The following is a 20754-nucleotide window of genomic DNA, read 5'->3' on the forward strand; positions in this document are numbered from 1 at the left end:
AAATGCTCATCGCCCGTTCAATCCCGGCGGCGACCTTGTCTTCACATACCCCGCACTTTTCTAGGGTAGTCCGGGAGCAAGGAATCACCACTTCGCGCGGCCTCTCAGCCCGATTCGGTGCGGTCACTATTAGTTGAGTCGATCGGCATGCGCCAGGAGCGATACAGGCTTTTCTGACTATGCGTCCCCCGCAATTCCAGTAGCCAGTAGTAACATGGCAGGTCATTAACGGGCAGTCCTGAAGGCACATCAAAACTGAATAGCACAACACGCTCCCTGCCTTCGGGCTTCACCCGAATCTGCTGCTTTATGCTCCAGTATTCAGCGTCACGCGACAAATTATTATTACTAACGATTGCGTCCTTCTTATAACAAACCAGCTTCACCTCCACTGGCTGGTTTCCCCGCAGAGGCTTCAGAAAACGTATGATTCCTGAAGCGTTGCCACCAACCTCAGGTTCCTTGTCCAGTTTTAGCAACGTGGCTCCGTACTTGAGCAGCTTCCGTGTGGTGTTCAGTCGAGAGGAAAGCATGCAAATGCCGAAAAACGGACCGCACAACAAAATAGGATGGAAATAGTTGCCCAGTGTTACCGCGTAGACAGTCAGTGGCAACAGCAGAAAAAACAGCCCGATGAGATACTGTATCTTTGATCCTGTTGCCTGCGCACTGCGTGTCCAACGGCCAACTCCCGGATATCCCAGCTCCTCGCGGGCCTTTGGTTTCAGACCGGGGATCGGAATGCTTTTTTTGTATGACACACTAAAGCCCAGAGCAGGGCTTCGCTGACTTACGGAAATTGTTTGCGGACTTTTTTCGCGACACTCTGTTCCTGACATAAATACGATTCTTCCCTGAAGTACACCGTTCGCAGAGGTTGCCACAGCAAATCGATGCTTTCCCTGTTTCAGCTAACAAATATGAGCATCAGTCGTGATGCTATCTTGGATCGGGCGCCGCTGCGCCCCGTTGTGAAATGCACCTCATCAAGACAAAGGCGAGGGGCTGGCTGCTTGGCAATTAATCGCTTTGCGAGAGTGCTTTTACCAGCGCCAGCATTTCCAAGAAGTATCGTTTTTACCGTGCTGTCTTTCCTGGCTAACGCAGAAGGCGGTGGCGCGCTTTAGCGCGTCCGCTGGCCCGACTTGTTGGCACAGATGTCTTTGAGACCGCCGGAGACATACTTGTGCAGGACACTGGAAACCAGGGACTGGTAAGGAAGTCCCTCTTCCAGGGCTCGACGTTGCAGTGCTTCCAGATCTCGACTGGAGATGCGTATATTGATCCGCTTGTCCTTCTTGAACGTTTCTTCCGCTGCCTTCGTCAAGTACTCCCGACGATCGGCATCCAGATCTGACTCGAACTCTCCGGACTCGTAAGCCTCCAGCAGTTCTTGCTCTTCGGGATCTAATTTGGTCTTAGCCATGCTACCTCCCTAGAAATTTCTTGGTGGCCTTGCGACTGGGGATGACCGTCTTGAGAAAAATTTCGCTATCATTTTCAACGTACGGCACCAGCCAGGCGTAGTCGTCAATCCGAACCACCAAAAGGCGCTGATTCGGATACTTCTCCCTGTTGGGGTGAGGTCCATCATCCAGTAAACCACCAGACTGAAGAGCAAATAAGACATCTTCGAAGGAAACTCCGCGCTCGCTCATCAACTGCTGGTTCTTTTCAGCATTCCAGTTAATTTGCTTCATAGGGCGAGTCTAGCAGAGTGTGTGCCTATTGGCATCCCTGAACCGCCCCGGGTTTTGAGGAGGCTCCAGGAATCGAAATCCAGAAAAGGAAAGCTCCTAGTAGTAATTTTTGCGACATTTCTCCTCTCCTAGAAAACTTAACGCCTGTAGCTGCGGCAAATTGCGAGCGCAGCGAGTGATTTGTCCGACAGACTTCACTTGTTAGCTAATTAACCAAGATTCAGCTCCGACCGCATTTGCTTGATGATTTCGTTTTTAAGGCTCTTTGCTTTTTCACCTTTCTCTTTCATTTTCTTTGCGATCGGTGCTTCAAAATCCGGTGCAGATAAAGCCTGCTGCATCTCTCCCAGCCAATCAGACGACATTTCAAGAATTTCTTGATTAAGCTGCTCGAAGTCCGACGTCAACTGGAAAAGTCTTTCAGAACCCAAGATCTTTAAAGTAGTAATCTCTTCTGTTGCCTTCCTGTGAGAGTCCTGAATTTGGTGGGGGAACTTTCCAACCTCATCCTGGAATTTGATAATCGCATCAGGCGAACTATCAGACTCAAGGAGTTCCCGAAATGCACTTCGCAAGGTCACCTTAGAAAACTCCTCATAATCAACTCCGACGCCTTTTGCTGCCTCTTCAAATTTTCGGAAGTATTCAGCGTAGACCTTAGTCCGAATCTCAAGAATTTTGTCCTCGCGCTCCCTTTTTGCCTTCAAGTAATGCAGTAAAATAGGCACGATGACGGAGGCAAGGATTACACCTATTGCAGGCACCACAATCCTAGGGTCCAACCAAGCTGCTAATGAAGTTGCCTCTATGACATCTGATTCCACGGATTCTCCTGTAGAGCTAACGCCGGCCATAAGGGGCGCCCTGTCAAGGGCGCCCCGAGGAGGGCCGAAGGCCCGTAACAGACTTAATGGCATTGTATGGATAATTTCTGCCCCGCTTGAGACTTGACTCCAGATGCGGAACACCGAAGGTGAACATTTCCCCTTGATGATTGAAGTAAGTGGGCGACATCGGTTGCTGCATACCACTTTCAGAGTCAAGCTCTCCGGTAACCATCTGGGTCATTAGCTTTTCCACCGTTTCCCAAAAAACATCTCGCAGTTTTTTAAGGTCGGAGCACGTCGGTTCGTGAGGGTGAAACCCGTAGTTAACTACAGTATCGAAGCCGTTGGTAATGGTCCATGAGCTAATGACGATAACATGCCTGATGGAACTTGTGTCCTTTGACGCATATCTTTCTGCCATAGCAACTAAAAAATCATGCGGTACTGTTAAATAGCCAGTATTCAATAGAATCACACCGCCTTCGAACTGCTCTGAGCCAAGGCGAGCAATAGTGGCTTTCACTTGTTTGGACGCTGCCTTAACCCTCTTTTGAATTGGAACACCCACAATTTCCCAGTACTTCCGGAAATCTCGATCACTAAGCGTATATGGATCAATCTTACGAACAGGCGTTTCTGCAAAATAGCGCTTAAATAACTCGCCTATTTTTCGCTGCCTAGTCTCAACAGAAAGCCCTTCGTTTTCGAAATGCTTGAGCTCTAGAACATACTTACCCAGCACATAGTCCGCATTCTTTTCGCGAAACTCACCAGCTTCGTCAGCTGTAAGACGATGACCGCCACTATCTTGAATTAAGTTGTCTACAAACGCCTCAGTGAGCCTCGGCCCTGTTCCCCAAAGCTCCTCGCCCTTCTTGCACATAGGTAAGCTTTCAAGATTCTCCAGCCAGAAAATTTTGCCCTGCTCGGCCTGTACATAGGCATCCCAGACTTTTCCACCCTGCTCCAAGACCGCCTCTCGAATCAAAGTGTCCCTATGCTCGAACGCCTCAGGAACCCAACATCGGCGCCCCAGTTCACCAAGAGCCTTCTGTTCAGCTACATATGGATCGGGGTTTGCTACAAACAACACTAGCGTGGCCTTTTGCCACACGTGAAATTCTGGATGATCTTCTGTTGGGTACGCCTTAATAATGAAACGATGAACATCCATAGTGCTACTCGATAGGCCTAACGCCAGCCAGCATGCGCGGCTACGGAATGGAGGCGAAGCCGCAATGTAGTAGCCGTCGCCGTGACTGGCCTTGATACTGATTGAGCCTTCTCCCCAGCCCAGCGGTTACCCGCTAAGCTGGAAGGCGACCAAGCACTACAAGGGAGAAGACTCAATGAACTTTTACCATAGCACCCATCGCCATTATTGTGGAATCGATCTGCACGCCCGTAGTCTGTACGTCTGCATCATCGACCAACAGGGCGAGGTCCTTCTACATAAGGAAATCAAAGCCCAGCCTGAACCTTTACTCGCCCTGCTCGAACCTTTCCGTGATGACCTGGTCGTGGGTGTCGAGTGCATGCACTGCTGGTACTGGATATCGGACCTGTGCGAAGAACACGGCATCAACTTCATCCTGGGCCACGCCCTTTATATGAAAGCCATCCACGGCGGTAAAACCAAGAACGATCGCATCGACTCCTTCAAGATCGCGATGCTCATGCGCGGTGGCAATTTCCCATTGGCCTACGTTTATCCCAAGGAGATGCGCGCCACCCGCGATCTATTGCGCCGCCGTGCCCGCATTGTCCGGCATGGCGCCATGCTCAAGGCCCACGCAGTGAACACTCTGGGCCAGTACAATCTGCCGCCCAGCAAAGCCAACCTCAACAACCCTGGTGGCCGATCACAACTGACCGCCGCTTTTAGCGATCCAGACGTTCAGCGCAATATCGATCTGGACCTGGCCATCGTCGACTGCTATCAGCACGAACTCAAAAAGCTTGAGTGGCACCTGGAGCAGCAAGCCAAGCAACACGCCCCGGCATCACTCAACGTACTGAAGACCATTCCTGGAGTTGGTCGCATTCTGGCCCTGACCATTCTCTACGAAGTCGGCGATATCCAGCGTTTCGAATCCGTTCAGAAGTTCGCGTCCTACGCTCGCCTGGTGAAGTGCAAAGCCGAATCCGCCGGCAAGATCTACGGCACTCAGGGCAACAAGATCGGCAATGCTCATTTGAAGTGGGCGTTCTCAGAAGCGGCGGTGCTGTTCATTCGTAACAACGACAAGGCCAAACGCTACGTTGAAAAGCTTCAGAAGCGGATGAACAAACCCAAAGCTCTGTCGGCTTTGGCCCACAAACTGGGGCGTGCGGTGTACTTCATGCTCAAAGACAAAAGGGTGTTCGATGAACAACGGTTCCTGAAAGGTTAGTCACGCCACGGGCTGAGCAAGACGTCTAACTGGATCAGAAAGGATGACACCGAAGACTGCAAGTCTGCTGACTGGTACACCGATACCCAAGCGGTTTTCTGTCACCGATGTTGAAGCCAGAGCGACTTGATTAGCCAGTCCGTGGGCGTGCCTTAATACCATGAGCCAGTGCGCTTACACCGATCCTGAGCCTGACACTAACTGGAGCCATGCAGCCCGTCGTTTGAATAGTGCCAGTGACCGGTTAACCGATGAATGTCTGGTGCCCCTGACCCACTGATGGAACGACCGGTCAGGCAGTGGCCTAAAGCCACGTAAGAGAGCCCCTATATGTGTTTGCTGTAAGTGCCTGACAGCTCCGCGAGACTGACGAAGCAGGCGTTCTCGCTCATGGATTTAGGTTGGCCGCTGGCGCGGCCAAAAAAATGACTCTTGCCTATTGATTCCGAGAAGGCTCATATGTGTTAGGCGCAAGTTGGACTTTGCAACTCATTAGTCTCGCTCCGGATCAAAGGTTTCAATAATTAATGAGGACACTCCACTGGGATCTTGTTCGCCGGGACTCTCAAGCTCATTTGGTGGCATATTTTGATCACCCTCACCTGTTTTCATCGCAACAACAAAGGATTGCTCTAAAATCGGCATCCGGCTGCTGGACTGGAATCCGCTAGCTATCGGAAAAGCGCGGCTGCCAACACAGTTGAGAACCGACTCCACTGAATCGTAGGATCCCCTCGGAGTATCGCCACGGCCAATATTTGACCTTCGATAGGTTTTGCTACCGGTTACCTGTAGCAATTCCTTGATCGTCTTCGACCAATCGCTACGTGGTCTATGAAGTGAGAATGGCCGCCCATCTTGGAACAACAACATGTTACCCAAGAGCTTCGCTAAGGATGTATCGGCTTCCAGGTTTCGTGTGGTTTTACTCGTCGCCCAAGGACATTGATCCGGCCAGTCTATTTCTTCGGGATACTGCGGTAGATTCAAGACGAGCACGTACCGTGAACCTGAGGAGTTCTTCCCAAAGTTACGCAACCCTGCACGTAGCCCTCCAGTGACGAATTCAAATGCTGGCCAAGTTGAATACAACTCCAACTGCGAGTCATTGGTCTTGAGATGTGCGGTGCCGTCAGTCGACGTTTTTGCTTGCAAGAGAATTGCCCTAGAGAACGATTTCTTGCGGCCAATGTGTTGATGAACGATGAGCAAGTCGGCAAGTTCGATACGGCGACGCGGTGAGCCGAATGCCACTTGAGGGTGTCCGTGACAAAACACTCCAGATACTCGAACCGAAATTCCTTTCGGCTCAAGCAGGCTGGCCCATCGTTTTGCCAGAATAGGAACGCCATCAGTGACTAATGTCGCAACGAAATCCTCTTCGCGGGTGTGCTTCTTAGCGTGAACACGCGCGCAGTGATGAGAATGCCAAACGGCAGAGTTGGCACCTGAATATATGCCTTCAATCTCGCGAGTTGAGAACAGCTTCTTCATCAATAAGTTAAATCCTATTATCGCCTAACGAAAAGCTAAGCGGCGCCCTGACAAGGGCGTCCGGTGGACGGCCGCCAGGCCGGGAACGAACTTGAGCGGCTGGTTAGTGATGGCACCACGCCCAGATCCATAGAACTAGCCCCAGTACGAACTGGCCTACGGTGTTATTTATAGTGCGTCGACCGTTTTCCATACTCTAATACTCTCCAGCCGTGTTTCGGAATCAAACTCCCAAAAAACGGTTACGGATGTTACGAATATTGTCCTGTAATCCCCCAAGTGCCCGCGAATATAAGGACTCCGAGTGTGGTCGTCGCTTCCCTGAAACTGATAGTCATACCAACCCATTTTCTCAACGTGGGCCATTACTTCTGCGTGGGAACTTCCACGCGGCGTTTGCTGCTCAAGCCACGCGGCGATGTCTTGCTCCGATTGCCGCAAAGTATTTGAGGCAACCATAATCGCGATGCCAAGCAGTACTAAGGTGATAGCCGTAATGAGCGGTATCTGCTTTCTCACGACTGCCTCACTAACGCCTTGGCTTTGCGGCGCACTGGAGCGCTAGCGTAAGTGCGTCCGGCAATAGCTACTTGTTAGCAAGTTCAGTCATCAAGACCAAGCTTCCTACTAAACCAAGGATAATCTTTGTAATTGAAACCTTCTGGGAACAGCTCATCGATTCGCTCCTTGATTATCGGATAATCGTGACGAGCACGCCCTCTATCATGACACTGACTGTTACTATTTATTTGTTGAGCAAGATATTTAATTGATTCTCGGTCAAAAAGCTTTATATATGTTGGTATTGCAACCTGAAATCTAGAGTCTGCCTGATCGTAGTTTTGGCTTGCTCCATAATAAGTAGATGCAATTCTGCAAAAACGACTTTGCCATTCATCTGTATCCGATATTTCCAGCAATACGTCGAATTGAGGTGGGCTAAAAATGGGTCGTTCTTCACTTTTTATCCAACTTTCAATATCCTCAGCATGCTTAGTTAAGCTATCTTTCGTAAACCAACCAATTGTTTTTCCTACGTCATCATTAGCCGCACAATGTTCTACCTTCAGGCGAGCAGCGTCGCTTAACAAAGGGAAAACCTCGTGATTCTGGGATAGGAAAAACGTCAGATACTGAAGTGGATCACCACCATTTGCGACATTACTGTAGAAGTCAATATCGCCTCTGATGGTATCTGGCAACAGTGCTTTGTTTTTAGTCGCTATAACCTCCAACACATGAAGGTTGATTAACCTATTTTTATTGCAATCGTCATTCTCTAGTTTAAACACTATTTTCCATAGAGACCTAAATATACTCAATTCAACCGTCTGATTCGTTCTGCTCAAATAGCGACTTTCCACATATTTTCTTACTTTTTTTCTTGTATTTAGAATTTCTCTAGACTCAGCTATATCAGCTAGAAGTTCGTTTAAAATATGCTGCGTGTAAAAAGGAGGTTTAACAAGAAGATCATCAAGCGTATTCCTAAGCAGTGATCTCACGGTCTCCTTGTTGGGTGCATGAAGCTCCCTTTCTTTATTTAGGACAGGGTGAGCAGAAAGGTGACGCTGTCTTTGCAAATACCTTAGGTTTTCGTATTCGGATGCATCTAATAGATGAGTTTTCTCATTCACATCATCAATTAGCTTCAATTCCCACGCTGACGATCGCGGATCAGCATCCTGAACTTTGCTGATCTCATCAAGAATTTCTTTAGCGGAAGCGTCGTTATAAAGATCAATAAGGCTTTGTAGCTTAAAAACAATATCACAAACCGCGACAGACCAAAGCATCACGACCGCCGACCGATAGTTCTGATTGTGATAGGAAGAGAGCACCTCCTCAAAGTAGGTCTTGGTTTTTCCGTAATGAATGCTCTCTGCCATCTGTTCTAGCGAAAATTCTTGCATCTTACATCCGTCAAATTTGAGTTTGTCTCCGCTAACGCCTGCGTAAACGGCGGCTTTTACGCAGCGAAGCGGAGAAAAAGCCGTCCGGTGGAGGGCCGTCAGGCCCGGAATGGACTTCCCCCAATAAAATGGACACGCCCCATCAGTTAATTCCCTCGAACTCTATCGGAGTCCGGTAGCCAAGGCCACTGTGCAGCCGGTGGCTGTTATAAAAGCCCTCAATATAGTCTTTTATATGTTTCCGTAACTGCCGAATCGTCACAAAGCTGGTGGCATGCAGCAATTCTCCCTTCAACGTTTTGAAGAAGGATTCGACCTCAGCGTTGTCTGTGCATTGTCCCGGTCGATTCATGCTGTGGCGCACGCTGTTCTGGTTCAGAAACGCCTGTGTTTTCTGAGCCCGGTATTCCGTGCCTCGATCGGTGTGGAACAACAGACCTGCTTCCGGTCGCCTCGCTGCAAACGCCTCTCTCAGGGCACCTTTGGCCAGTGCCGCATTCAGGCTTTCATCCAATCGCCAGCTGATAATCCTGCGCGAGAACAGATCCAGAACCACCGCCAGGAACACGTATTTTCGACCTAGCTTGATGTAGGTAACGTCACTGCTCCATTGCTGATTCACCGCCACGGGCTTCTCGACGCTCAGGCGGTGATTAGGAAGAGCTTTGAGTTCGTCACGGCGCTTGCTCATTCGGCGATACACTCGCATCACTCGCGCTTTCATGCCCCATTCCTGCATCAGGCGCGCCACACGATTCTCGCCAACCTGTTCGCCTTCCCGGCGCAGGGCCTGATAGACCCTGGGACTGCCATAGCGCCCTTTGCTGCCATCGTATACACGGCGGATCTTCAACAGCAGTTCGGCGTTCTCAGTGGCTCTCAGGCCAGGCTTCCGGTTTGCCCAGGCATAGTAACCGGACCTTGATACATTCAAGTGCCGACACAGCGCTTTTACGCTGTATTCTCGTCGGTGTTTCCAGACGAACCGGAACGCTTCCGTCGTTCCTCGGCCTGAAAACGTTGAAACTTTTTTAGGATGTCGTTTTCCTCCTGAAGCTCCGATACTCGGCGTTTCAGGCGGGCAATCTCATCCTGTTCCTGTATTTTGTTTTTGGCGTCTACTGGCGCTTTCTTGACCCGTTTCATGGCGAACTTTCCTTCACGGTATTCTTTGCGCCAGCGTGACAGCATCATCGGGTGAATATCCAGCGCTTCGGCAACGCTTTTGACGCTGCGGTGGGCCTGGTGACTCCACTCCACCGCTTTGACCTTGAACTCAGTGGTGTACTGCTGGGTTTTCTTCCCCGTGATCATTTTCGGCATCGGTTTGCTCCTCCTGCGGAGTTATCGATGCGTGTCCACTGAACTGGGGGAAGTCCAGAACGTATTTGACGCACTTGTTAAAAATGCCCCAGGACAAAGGCCTTATAAAGCAAAACGCCACCGATGATGAGCGGCATGAGGGTGTAGCCCAAGAAATGGACGGCAAGCCCACCCCTATCACCAAATTTCTCCTTCATTGGTCCCAGCTTCGCGAACTGGTGGGGCGCTATCTGCCTAGCAATCAAAGTGTATATACCAAATGTAACGGCAAAAAATCCGATAATGGTGTTCATTTCCATTTGTGAGACTCCTTTTTAGTTTTTAACAGCTAATTCAACGACAAATTACAGCTATCCAAAATGCGCTTATCCCGAGGCACTAGGAAAGTCATTCATTAAATTATTTTCAAAATCAAACTACTACCGGCCCACCAAATATGACGCACCGGGAAATAAGCGCCAGTTGTCGGTTTCTCCCCGAATCAGTGGAGCGCCTATTTACAATTTAACGTTCTGACTATTCCATGATTTTCATTAGGTTACAAGCCAAGAGAGACCACGTTCACAGAGTTCTACGACAGTTGTCGTCTATTTCCACTATCGACCGTGAATTTGCAGTGGCCCACGCCCTGTTTGAACTCGGGCGTATACAGCCGGGCAGGGAGGCCGGCCCAGTGTGACCCTGGGCCGGAGTGATGCAGTAAGAAGGTCGTTTACTTCTTCAACCCCATCTCCTCAATCGAAATCTCCCGCATCTTGAACTTCTGAATCTTCCCGGTCACGGTCATCGGGAAGGAGTCCACAAACTTGTAGTTCTTTGGAATCTTGAAGTGGGCGATTTTGCCTTTGCAGAAGGCCTGCAGGTCCTCACCGGTTACCGGGTCTGTGTCTGGGCGTAGTTTTACCCAGGCGATCAGTTCTTCGCCGTATTTTTCATCGGGTATGCCGGTTACCTGTACGTCTTCGATGGCGGGGTGGGTGTAGAGGAATTCTTCGATTTCTTTCGGGTAGATGTTCTCGCCGCCGCGAATCACCATGTCTTTGATGCGGCCGACGATCTGGATGTAGCCGTCTTCGTCCATGGTGGCCAGGTCGCCGGTGTGCATCCAGCCGCCGTCGTCTATGGCTTCACGGGTTTTCTCTTCGTTGTTCCAGTACTTCAGCATCACGCTGTAGCCACGGGTGCAGAGTTCGCCAATTTCGCCACGGGGCACCACGTTTCCGGTGCCGGGGTCGACAATCTTGGTTTCCAGGTGGGGCTGTGTTCGGCCCACGGTGGTGACCTGTTTTTCGAACGGGTCTTCGGAGCTGGTCTGGGTGGATACCGGGCTGGTTTCGGTCATGCCGTAGGCAATCTGCACTTCCTTCATGTTCATCTTGCCGTTGACCTTTTTCATCACTTCCGCCGGGCAGATGGAGCCGGCCATGATGCCGGTGCGCAGGGTGGAGAGGTCGTAGGTGTCGAACTCCGGGTCGGCCAGTTCGGCGATGAACATGGTGGGCACGCCGTACAGGGCGGTGGCTTTTTCCTGGTGCACGGCCTGCAGTACGGTTTTCGGGTCAAAGCCTTCGCCCGGGTAGATCATGGCGGTGCCGTGGGTAATGCAACCCAAGTTGCCCATCACCATGCCGAAGCAGTGGTACAGGGGCACGGGGATAACCAGGCGGTCGTTCTCGGTCAGGCGCTGGCTTTCACCTACAAAGTAGCCGTTGTTGAGGATGTTGTGGTGGGTGAGGGTGGCGCCCTTGGGGTTGCCGGTGGTGCCGGAGGTGAACTGGATGTTGATGGGGTCATCAAACTGCAGCTCGCTCTGGCGTTGGCTGAGATCGGCTTCGGAAACGTCACCGGCAAAACCGATGAATTCTCTCCAGGTCCACATGCCGTCGTGTTTGTCTTCGTGCATGTTGATCACGGCGCGCAGGTCTGGCAGGTGATCGGCTTTAAGTTTGCCGGGGGCGCTGCGTTTCAGCTCTGGCGCCAGCTCGTAGATCATTTCCCGGTAGTTGGAGGCTTTGAAGCTGTCTGCGGTGACCAGGGTGGTGATGCCGGCCAGGTTGAGGGCGTATTGCAGTTCGTGCACGCCGTAGGCCGGGTTGATGTTCACCAGAATGGCGCCCACTTTGGCGGTGGCGAACTGGGTAACGGTCCACTCATACCGGTTGGGAGACCAGATGCCTACCCGGTCGCCGCGTTTGACGCCGATGGCCATGAAGGCGCGGGCAGCTTCGTTGACCTTTTCAACGAACTCTTTGTAAGTCCAGCGGATGTCCTGGTGCAGGCACACCAGGGCGTCGTTGTTGGGGAATTTTTCGGCGGTGCGGTCGAGCATATCGCCGATGGTCATGCCCAGTAGCGGTTTGTCAGCGGTGCTGCTGGTGTAGCTCGGGAGAGTCTTGCTCATGTCTCTGCCTCCATTTGTTTTTGTAGTTGAGGGCTGGCAAGTCAACGCACTTGCTAGCGACTCTGGCTGTGGTATTCGGGGTTGGGTTGCATGTCGCTGGCGATGGCCACGCGGTTACTCATGTTGTAAAAGCCGATCAGGTTGCTCAGGTCCCAGATGCCTCGGTCACTCAGGCCGGCGTCTCGCAGGGCCTGGGTGTGTTCTTCGGTCACCAGGGCGGGTGTGCGGGTGAGCAGGGAGGCGAAATCGAGCATGGCCCGCTGGCGCTTGTCGAGTTTGGCGCTGCGGTAGTTCATCACCATGTGTTCGCCCAGGGCTGGGTCGCCGCTCAGTACCCGCACGGCGGCGCCGTGGGCGACCAGGCAGTAGAAGCATTTGTTCTCTGAGGAGACGACCACGGCGACCATTTCCCGCTCGAGTTTGCTGAGTTCGCTTTCGCCGAGCATGAGTTCGTTGTAGAGGCGGGTGAAGCCTTCGAGCTGTTTGAGGTTGTGGCTGTAGGCGGTGAGTACGTTGGGGATCATGCCGAGTTTTTCCTGGCAGATCTGGAAGTACTTTTGGGTGTCTTCGGGCATGTCGCTGATCTCCGGGATGGGGAGATCCAGGGCGACGACATTCTTATTGTTGCTCATCCGCAGTTTCCTCCAAGGGCCTGGCCGACTTTGGAACCGTTGTGGCGGTTCAGCTGGTTGCTGATCCAGTCGCCGGTGGCTACTAACTTTTCGAGATCAACGCCCGTTGCTATACCCAGGCCGTTCAGCAGGTATAGCACGTCTTCGGTGGCCACGTTGCCGGAGGCGCCTTTGGCGTAGGGGCAGCCGCCGAGGCCGGCGACGGAGGCGTCGATGATCGAGACGCCTTCTTCCAGCACCGCATACAGGTTGGCCAGGGCCTGGCCGTAGGTGTCGTGGAAGTGGGCGGCGAGTTTGTCCAAGGGTACGTGGGCGGCGACGGCTTCGAGCATGCGTTTGGCTTTTAGCGGGGTGCCCACGCCGATGGTGTCGCCCAGGGAGATTTCGTGGCAGCCCATGTCGTACAGGGCTTTGGCTACGGTGGCCACCTGTTCGGGCGCGATGTCGCCTTCGTAGGGGCAGCCCATCACGGTGGAGACGTAGCCGCGCACGGGGATGCCGTGTTTTCGGGCTTCTTCCAGCACCGGGGCGAAGCGTTCGAGGCTTTCCGCGATGGTGCAGTTGATGTTCTTTTTGGTGAAGGATTCGGACGCGGCGCCGAATACGGCGACTTCATCGGCTTTCGCGGCCAGGGCACCCTCGAAGCCTTTCAGGTTCGGGGTGAGGGCGGAGTAGCGTACGCCGGGTTTGCGGGTGATGCCGGCCATCACGTCGGCGGCGTCGGCCATTTGTGGCACCCATTTGGGCGACACAAAGCTGGCGGCTTCGATGTGGCTCAGGCCGCAGTCGGCCAGGCGGTCGATCAGGCCGGTTTTGATGGCGGTGGCAATCACCGCGCCGGGCTCGTTTTGCAGGCCGTCCCGGGGGCTCATCTCAACCAGGCGCACCTGTTTGGGAAAGGCCATCAGCCTGCCTCCTCTTCTGCGTCTGCGGTGACTTCAATGGCGATCAGTTCGGCACCTTCAGACACCTGGTCGCCTTCGGCGAAGAAGATGTCGGTGACGACTCCGTCAGCCGGGGCTTTGATGGCGTGTTCCATTTTCATGGCTTCCATGATCACCAGGCTTTGACCGGCTTTAACCTTGTCGCCGACTTTGGCCTGTACCGCCACGATGGCGCCGTTCATGGGCGCGGCCAGGCTGCCTTCGCCGGCCATTTCTTCAAAGCCGTAGCTTTCTTTGTAGAGGGTGCAGTTGAAGGTGTCGCCTTCGTAGAAGAGCACCAGCTGGTCGTTGTGCAGGTTGCCGTGAACGCTGATGCGATGGCCGTTAATCACCGCCTGCAGGTAGTCGTCATCCAGGCGCATGGTGAGGTTGTACACGCTGCCGCCCACGTAGACCTGGTAACGGTCGTCCCGCTCCAGAACTTTCAGGTCGTGGATGTCGTCGCCAACCTGCAACTGCAATGGCTGGGCGTATTCGGAGTTCATGCGCCAGCTGTTCTGGCGGGCGAAGGGCGACCAGGGGTCTGTGCTGATCACTTCCCGGGATTTGCGTTGTTCCAGCACAAAGCCGGCGGCCAGCACCAGGGCTTTGTGGGTATCCAGCCTGGATTTCGGGAACAGCAGTTCCCGGTGGTCGTCTATGAAACCGGTGGTCAGGTCCGCTTCCCGGAACGGCTGGGCGTCGGCCAGGGCGTGCAGGAAGCGGATATTGGTTTTCACGCCGGCAATGCGGTAGTGCTCCAGGGCCTGGACCATGCGGTTGATGGCCTGGTCCCGGGTTTCGTCCCACACGATCAGCTTGGCGATCATCGGGTCGTAGTGGATGCTGATGTCGTCGCCTTCTGTGACGCCGGTATCCACCCGAACATGGGCGCTTTCATCCGGGGTGCTCAGGTAGCGCAGGTTGCCGGTGGCGGGCAGGAAGTCCTGGTCCGGGTCTTCGGCGTAGATGCGCGCTTCCAGGGCGTGGCCCCGGGTTTTTACCTGGGATTGCTCCAGTGGCAGGGGCTCGCCCCAGGCCACTTTCAGCTGCCATTCCACCAGATCCTGGCCGGTGACCATTTCGGTGACAGGGTGTTCCACCTGCAGGCGGGTGTTCATTTCCATGAAGAAGAAAGAGCCGTCCACGTCGTACAGGAATTCGACGGTGCCGGCACCCACGTAGTTGATGGCTTGTGCGGCTTTAACGGCGGCTTCGCCCATGGCTTTGCGGGTTTCGTCACTCAGGCCCGGCGCCGGGGCTTCTTCCAGTACTTTCTGGTGGCGGCGCTGCACGGAGCAGTCCCGTTCCGCCAGGTACACGCCCTTGCCGCTCTGGTCGCAGAACACCTGGATTTCCACGTGCCGTGGCTGGGTCAGGTAGCGTTCGATGAGCATGTCCGGGTTGCCGAAGGCGTTCTTCGATTCCCGTTTGGCGGCGGCCAGGGCGTCGTCGAAGTCTTCCATGCGTTCCACCACCCGCATGCCTTTGCCACCGCCACCGGCAACGGCTTTCAGCAGCAGTGGGAAGCCGCATTTCTCGGCCTCCTGGCGCAGGGTTTCCGGGGATTGGTCGTCGCCGTGGTAGCCGGGCACCAGCGGTACGCCGGCTTTTTCCATAATGGCCTTGGCGGCGGATTTGGAACCCATGGCGGCAATAGCCGATGAGGGCGGGCCAATGAAGACGATGTCGTTGGCTTCGCAGGCTTCGGCAAACTGGGTGTTCTCAGACAGGAAACCGTAGCCCGGATGGACCGCCTGGGCACCGCTTTCCTTGGCAATTTCGATGATCTTGTCGGCTTTCAGGTAGCTCTCGGAGCTGGGGGCCGGGCCAATGTGGAAGGCTTCGTCTGCCATGGCCACATGCCGAGCGTCTGCGTCTGCATCGGAATACACGGCAACGCAGCGGATGCCCATGCGATGGGCGGTATGTATGATCCGGCAGGCGATTTCGCCGCGGTTGGCAATCAGAATTTTGCTGAACATTGTTGTTATTCCTCCGGAACCCAGTTGGCCTTGCGCTTGTTCAGAAAGGCGCTGAGGCCTTCCTGTCCCTCTGCACCCACCCGGATGTCCGCGATGCGTTGTGCGGTGTCGTCGATCACGTCCTGGCCGATCACCTTGTGGCTGACGGCGAATACCAGATCTTTGGCGGCTTTCATGGCTTCCGGGCCATTGAGGGCAAGCTGCAAAAGCAGTTCGTCGCAGCGGCGTTCCATGGCGCTCTCGTCTTCACACACTTCATGCACCAGGCCGAAGTGCTCGGCTTGCCGGGCGGTGAAAACTTCGGCGCTGATAAAGTAGCGCCGGGCCTGGCGCTCACCGATGGCGCGCACCACGTAGGGGCTGATCACGGCGGGAATGAGGCCCAGTTTGACTTCGCTCAGGCAGAAGCTGGCCTTCTCGGTGGCCAGTACGATGTCGCAGCAGGCGGCCAGGCCAACGGCGCCTCCGAAGGCGGCACCCTGCACCAGGCCGATCACCGGCTTGGACAGGTGGTTGAGCACGTTCATCAACCGCGCCAGTTGCCGCGAGTCGTCCAGGTTTTCCTGTCGGCTGTTGTCGGCCATGCGGCGCATCCAGCCCAGATCCGCCCCGGCGGAGAAGTGTTTGCCTTCGGAGCGCAGGATGACAACGTGGGTGTTGTTGTCTGCGTCTACCTGTTCCAGCGCCTTGATCAGTTGCTGGATGATCACGTCGTCAAAGGCGTTGCGTTTGTCCGGGCGGTTGAGCACAACCTCGGTGACACCCTTGGCGCGGTGATTGAGGCGAACCGCTGGTTCCTGATCGGTCATGGCGATGTCCTCCATCACATCCGGAACACGCCGAAGCGTGTTGGCTTGGCGGGTCGGTTGAGGGTGGCAGACAGGCTCAGGGCAACCACTTCGCGGGTCTGGGCCGGGTCGATCACGCCGTCGTCCCAGAGGCGCGCGCTGGCGTAGTAGGGGTGGCCCTGGTGTTCGTAGGTGTCGATGATCGGCTGCTTGAATTTGGCTTCTTCGTCGCTGCTCCAGTCCTGGCCTTTGCGCTCTATGCCTTCCCGTTTGACGGTGGCGAGCACGCCGGCGGCTTGTTCACCGCCCATCACGGAGATGCGGGCGTTCGGCCACATCCACAAGAAATCCGGGCTGTAGGCGCGGCCGCACATGCCGTAGTTGCCCGCGCCGAAAGAGCCGCCGATCAGTACGGTGATTTTCGGTACGTTGGCACAGGCCACGGCCATGACCATTTTGGCGCCGTGTTTGGCGATGCCTTCGGCCTCATATTTCTGGCCCACCATAAAGCCGGTGATGTTCTGCAGGAACAGCAGCGGGATGTTGCGCTGGCAGCACAGCTCGATGAAGTGCGCGCCTTTCTGGGCGGATTCGCTGAACAGGATGCCGTTGTTGGCGATGATGCCCACCGGGTAACCGTGGATGTGGGCAAAGCCGGTGACCAGGGTCTGGCCGTAATAGCGTTTGAATTCGTCGAATTCGGAGCCGTCGACAATGCGGGCGATCACATCGCGCACGTCGAACTGCTTGCGCAAGTCGGTGCCGACGATGCCGTAGATTTCTTCGGCGCTGTACAGGGGCGCTTTGGGTTTGCGGATTTCCACGTCCACCGGTTTGCGGCGGTTGAGGTTGGAGATGCAGCGCCGGGCGATGTCCAGGGCGTGGGCGTCGTTTTCGGCGTAGTGGTCGGCCACGCCGGAGATTTTGCAGTGTACGTCTGCGCCGCCCAGGTCTTCGGCGCTGACCACTTCGCCGGTGGCGGCTTTCACCAGCGGCGGGCCGGCCAGGAAGATGGTGCCTTGATCGCGCACGATGATGGATTCATCGGCCATGGCGGGCACGTAGGCGCCGCCGGCCGTGCACAGGCCCATAACGACGGCGATCTGGGGGATGTCGTCGGCGCTCATGCGGGCCTGGTTGTAGAAGATGCGGCCGAAGTGGTCGCGGTCCGGGAAGACTTCGTCCTGCCTTGGCAGGTTGGCGCCGCCGGAGTCCACCAGGTAGATGCAGGGCAGGCGGTTTTCCAGGGCGATTTCCTGGGCGCGCAGGTGTTTTTTGACCGTGAGCGGGTAGTAGCTGCCGCCTTTGACGGTGGCGTCGTTGGCGATGATCATGCATTCGGTGCCGGAGACGCGGCCCACTCCGGCCACCACGCCAGCTGCCGGGACTTCTTCGTCGTAGACGTTGTAGGCGGCGAACTGGCCGATTTCGAGGAACGGGGAGCCGTCATCCAGGAGGCGGTTGATGCGCTCTCTGGGCAGCAGTTTGCCGCGGGCGATGTGGCGTTCCTGGTAGCTTGGGCCGCCGCCTTGCTGGATGGTGGCGACTTTTTCTTTCAGGTCTGCGACGGCTTTGGCCATGGCGTTCTGGTTGGCCAGGAACTCATCGGACCTCGGGTTTATTTTACTTTGCAGTATCGTCATGTTTTCCCAGCCTCGGGTGTCGGGGCGTCGGGCCTGGTGGGGTGTCTTTCCGGGAAACGCTACGAGCACATCCATGTGCGCTTGGCTGTGGCCATCCTTGGCCACAGACATTCCCGGAAAGACACCCCACCAGGCCCTCGTCGTACTTTGGGTGCTGGCTTCCTTAACGCTCTGGAAGCCCCTGGCTTGGAACGGCGTTTACTTGTTCAGGAACAGCTCTCGCCCGATCAGCATCCGTCGAATCTCGGACGTGCCGGCACCGATTTCATAAAGTTTGGCGTCTCGCAGCAGGCGGCCGGTCGGGTATTCGTTGATGTAGCCGTTGCCGCCGAGCAGCTGGATGGCGTCCAGGGCCAGTTTGGTGGCCATTTCGGCGGAGTAGAGGATGGCGCCGGCGGCGTCTTTGCGGGTGGTTTCGCCGCGGTCGGCGGACATGGCGACCATGTAGACGTAGGATTTGGCGGTGTTCATCCAGGTGTACATGTCGGCGACTTTGCCCTGTACCAGTTCGAATTCGCCGATGGCCTGGCCGAACTGTTTGCGTTCGCGGATGTAGGGAACGACCACGTCCATGGCGGCTTGCATGATGCCCAGCGGGCCGCCGGAGAGGACGAGGCGTTCGTAGTCGAGGCCGCTCATCAGGACTTTGGCGCCGTTGCCTTCGCCGCCGAGGACGTTCTCTTTGGGTACTTTGCAGTCTTCGAACACCAGTTCACAGGTGTTGGAGCCGCGCATGCCGAGTTTGTCGAGTTTCTGGTGGCGGCTGAAGCCGGGGTAGTCGCGTTCTACGATGAATGCGGTGACGCCTTTGGAGCCGGCTTTTACGTCGGTTTTGGCGTAGATCACGTAGGTGTGAGCGTCCGGGCCGTTGGTGATCCACATTTTGTTGCCGTTGAGCACGAAGTGGTCGCCTTCGTCACGGGCACTGAGTTTCATGGAGATAACGTCAGAGCCGGCGTTGGGCTCAGACATGGCGAGGGCGCCGATGTGTTCGCCGCTGACCAGTTTGGGCAGGTATTTCTGCTTTTGCTCTTCGGTGCCGTTGCGGTGAATCTGGTTTACACACAGGTTGGAGTGGGCGCCGTAAGACAAGCCAACGGAGGCGGAGGCGCGGCTGATTTCTTCCATGGCGATGACGTGCGCCAGGTAGCCCATGTCTGAGCCGCCGTATTGCTCGCCCACGGTGATACCCAGCAGGCCCATGTCGCCCATTTTCCGCCACAGGTCCATGGGGAACTCGTTGTTGCGGTCGATCTCTTCAGCGCGCGGTGCGATTTCAGCAGCGGCGAAGCCGTTGATCTGTTCGCGCAGCATGTCGAGGGTTTCGCCGAGACCGAAATTGAGTTCTGAGTATTGTGATTTCATCGTTGGCTACCTTGTTGTTCTTGAATTGGGTCTGTGTGCTTCGTCACGCTCAGGTGACGGTTTGTTTGGATGCTTTTTGCCCTGCGTCCTGCTGTTTCTTTTTCTTCTGCAGCTCGTCCAGTGCTTCGCGGCACCGGGTTTCGGCGGTTTCGATTTCCATTTCCGCCTGGGCGATGTCGTTTTTCTGTTGTTCGAGCTGGGCGCGCCTGTCGGCGAGGATTTCCAACATCTTCAAAAGCTGTTTTTCGTTACCGGTGAGGGTTTCGTCCCACAGGTCGAACAGTTCTCTGGTTTCTGCCAGGGAGAAACCCATGCGCTTGCCCCGGAGAATAAGCTTCAACCGAACCCGGTCTTTGGTGCTGAAGATCCGGGTTTGGCCCCTTCGGGTGGGCTTGAGCAGGCCCTGATCCTCGTAGAATCGGATGCTTCGGGTTGTCACGTCGAACTCCTGGGAGAGCTCGCTGATGCTGAAGGTTCTTTTTTCGTTCATCACGATTTCCTTTTTAGACCAAGGTTAGATAAAGTTTACGTAAACGTAAAGTAGTTTTCGGGTCCGATTTTCAACAAATACAATCCTGAGAATAGGAGTGCATGATGGAATTCAAGAATGTGGCGGCCATTGTAACAGGCGGGGCGTCCGGGCTGGGCGAGGGCGCCGCGCGTGCGCTGTCGGCGGCCGGGTGCAAGGTGGCCATCCTGGATCTTCAAAAAGAGCAGGGCGAAAAGGTGGCCGCAGACATTGGCGGTATTTTTGTCGGGTGCGATGTCAGCTCTGCGGAAAGTGCCGAGGCCGCCATCAACGCTGCGCGGGAAGCCCATGGCCCCTGCGGTATTGCGGTGAACTGCGCAGGCATTGCGCCGGCGGCGAAGATCCTGGGCCGGGAAGGTGTGATGCCACTGGACAGCTTCAGCAAGGTGATTCAGGTAAACCTGATTGGTACCTTCAACATCCTTCGCCTGGCCGCAGCGGACATGGCCCAGCGTGAGCCCAACGCCGATGGCGAGCGTGGTGTGATCATCAATACGGCTTCTGTAGCGGCTTACGAGGGCCAGATTGGCCAGGCCGCCTACAGTGCTTCCAAGGGCGGGGTTGTGGCACTGACTCTGCAATCCGCCCGCGAGCTGGCCCGTGAAGGTATCCGCGTGAACACCATCGCCCCCGGCCTGTTTATGACACCGATGATGGCCGGTATGCCGGAAGAAGTGCAGGAGAGCCTGGCGGCGACACTGCCGTTTCCCAAGCGATTGGGTAAGCCGGAAGAGTTCGGCATGATGGTAGACCAGATGGTGCGCAACCCGATTCTGAACGGCGAAGTGATTCGTCTGGACTGCGCCCTGCGCATGGCGCCCAAGTGAATTGATGCAAA

At 55.1% G+C, this 20754-nt stretch carries 19 protein-coding genes; 2 read left to right on the plus strand and 17 right to left on the minus strand.

Annotated features, from left to right (window positions below; genetic code table 11):
- Positions 1-104: 104 nt before the first annotated feature.
- From ACNSOI_RS05825 to ACNSOI_RS05845, 5 genes are all read right to left on the minus strand, one after another.
- The gene (locus ACNSOI_RS05825; protein ID WP_420195332.1) at positions 105-839 is read right to left on the minus strand and encodes a hypothetical protein; all 735 of its coding nucleotides are present in this window, start codon (positions 837-839) and stop codon (positions 105-107) included.
- 284 nt (positions 840-1123) lie between these two features.
- Entirely contained in the window at positions 1124-1426 is a 303-nt protein-coding gene (locus ACNSOI_RS05830) for a CopG family antitoxin (RefSeq protein WP_303288999.1), read from the minus strand.
- Position 1427: 1 nt separating this feature from the next.
- Positions 1428-1700 carry a BrnT family toxin gene (locus ACNSOI_RS05835; RefSeq protein ID WP_420195333.1) on the minus strand — a complete coding sequence of 91 codons (273 nt, stop codon included), beginning with the start codon at positions 1698-1700 and terminating at the stop codon, positions 1428-1430.
- Between the two features lie 209 nt (positions 1701-1909).
- The gene (locus ACNSOI_RS05840) at positions 1910-2524 is read right to left on the minus strand and encodes a hypothetical protein (protein ID WP_420195334.1); all 615 of its coding nucleotides are present in this window, start codon (positions 2522-2524) and stop codon (positions 1910-1912) included.
- A 43-nt stretch (positions 2525-2567) separates the two neighbouring features.
- Positions 2568-3701: a hypothetical protein gene (locus ACNSOI_RS05845; RefSeq protein WP_420195335.1), complete on the minus strand. Its 1134-nt coding sequence runs from the start codon at positions 3699-3701 to the stop codon at positions 2568-2570.
- A 175-nt stretch (positions 3702-3876) separates the two neighbouring features.
- On the opposite strand from ACNSOI_RS05845, the gene ACNSOI_RS05850 reads away from it, so the two are divergent.
- A complete protein-coding gene (locus tag ACNSOI_RS05850; protein WP_420195336.1) occupies positions 3877-4920 on the plus strand; it encodes an IS110 family transposase in 1044 nt (347 codons plus the stop codon).
- Positions 4921-5412: 492 nt separating this feature from the next.
- On the opposite strand, the gene ACNSOI_RS05855 is transcribed toward ACNSOI_RS05850, so the two are convergent.
- The 12 genes from ACNSOI_RS05855 to ACNSOI_RS05910 form a co-directional block, all read right to left on the minus strand.
- The gene (locus ACNSOI_RS05855) at positions 5413-6414 is read right to left on the minus strand and encodes a hypothetical protein (RefSeq protein WP_420195337.1); all 1002 of its coding nucleotides are present in this window, start codon (positions 6412-6414) and stop codon (positions 5413-5415) included.
- Positions 6415-7016: 602 nt separating this feature from the next.
- Positions 7017-8327, minus strand: a complete 1311-nt coding sequence (locus ACNSOI_RS05860; protein WP_420195338.1) for a hypothetical protein — start codon at positions 8325-8327, stop codon at positions 7017-7019.
- 142 nt (positions 8328-8469) lie between these two features.
- A protein-coding gene (locus ACNSOI_RS05865) for an IS3 family transposase (protein ID WP_420195339.1) occupies positions 8470-9650 on the minus strand; the annotation gives its coding sequence in 2 pieces (ribosomal slippage) (positions 8470-9351 and positions 9354-9650; 1179 coding nt in all).
- Positions 9651-9727: 77 nt separating this feature from the next.
- Positions 9728-9949: a hypothetical protein gene (locus ACNSOI_RS05870; RefSeq protein WP_420195340.1), complete on the minus strand. Its 222-nt coding sequence runs from the start codon at positions 9947-9949 to the stop codon at positions 9728-9730.
- 413 nt (positions 9950-10362) lie between these two features.
- Complete coding sequence (locus ACNSOI_RS05875) at positions 10363-12051, minus strand: AMP-binding protein (protein ID WP_420195341.1); 1689 nt, start codon at positions 12049-12051, stop codon at positions 10363-10365.
- A gap of 53 nt (positions 12052-12104) precedes the next feature.
- A complete protein-coding gene (locus tag ACNSOI_RS05880) occupies positions 12105-12683 on the minus strand; it encodes a peroxidase-related enzyme (protein WP_374814001.1) in 579 nt (192 codons plus the stop codon).
- Entirely contained in the window at positions 12680-13588 is a 909-nt protein-coding gene (locus ACNSOI_RS05885) for a hydroxymethylglutaryl-CoA lyase (RefSeq protein ID WP_420195342.1), read from the minus strand. The genes ACNSOI_RS05880 and ACNSOI_RS05885 overlap by 4 nt, the downstream gene beginning before the upstream one ends.
- Positions 13588-15591, minus strand: coding sequence for an acetyl/propionyl/methylcrotonyl-CoA carboxylase subunit alpha (locus ACNSOI_RS05890; RefSeq protein ID WP_420195343.1), 2004 nt, complete (start codon positions 15589-15591; stop codon positions 13588-13590). The genes ACNSOI_RS05885 and ACNSOI_RS05890 overlap by 1 nt, the downstream gene beginning before the upstream one ends.
- Positions 15592-15596: 5 nt before the next feature.
- Positions 15597-16400, minus strand: coding sequence for an enoyl-CoA hydratase-related protein (locus ACNSOI_RS05895; RefSeq protein ID WP_420195344.1), 804 nt, complete (start codon positions 16398-16400; stop codon positions 15597-15599).
- 14 nt (positions 16401-16414) lie between these two features.
- Entirely contained in the window at positions 16415-18022 is a 1608-nt protein-coding gene (locus tag ACNSOI_RS05900; protein WP_420195704.1) for a carboxyl transferase domain-containing protein, read from the minus strand.
- 198 nt (positions 18023-18220) lie between these two features.
- Positions 18221-19387, minus strand: a complete 1167-nt coding sequence (locus tag ACNSOI_RS05905) for an isovaleryl-CoA dehydrogenase (RefSeq protein ID WP_420195345.1) — start codon at positions 19385-19387, stop codon at positions 18221-18223.
- 49 nt (positions 19388-19436) lie between these two features.
- Positions 19437-19877, minus strand: coding sequence for a MerR family transcriptional regulator (locus tag ACNSOI_RS05910; RefSeq protein WP_138435631.1), 441 nt, complete (start codon positions 19875-19877; stop codon positions 19437-19439).
- A gap of 104 nt (positions 19878-19981) precedes the next feature.
- On the opposite strand from ACNSOI_RS05910, the gene ACNSOI_RS05915 reads away from it, so the two are divergent.
- Positions 19982-20743 carry a 3-hydroxyacyl-CoA dehydrogenase gene (locus ACNSOI_RS05915; RefSeq protein ID WP_420195346.1) on the plus strand — a complete coding sequence of 254 codons (762 nt, stop codon included), beginning with the start codon at positions 19982-19984 and terminating at the stop codon, positions 20741-20743.
- The last annotated feature ends 11 nt before the right edge of the window (positions 20744-20754 follow it).

Origin of the sequence: Marinobacter sp. GH_1 (assembly GCF_048595985.1) — a bacterium.
Taxonomy (GTDB): Bacteria; Pseudomonadota; Gammaproteobacteria; order Pseudomonadales; family Oleiphilaceae; genus Marinobacter; species Marinobacter shengliensis.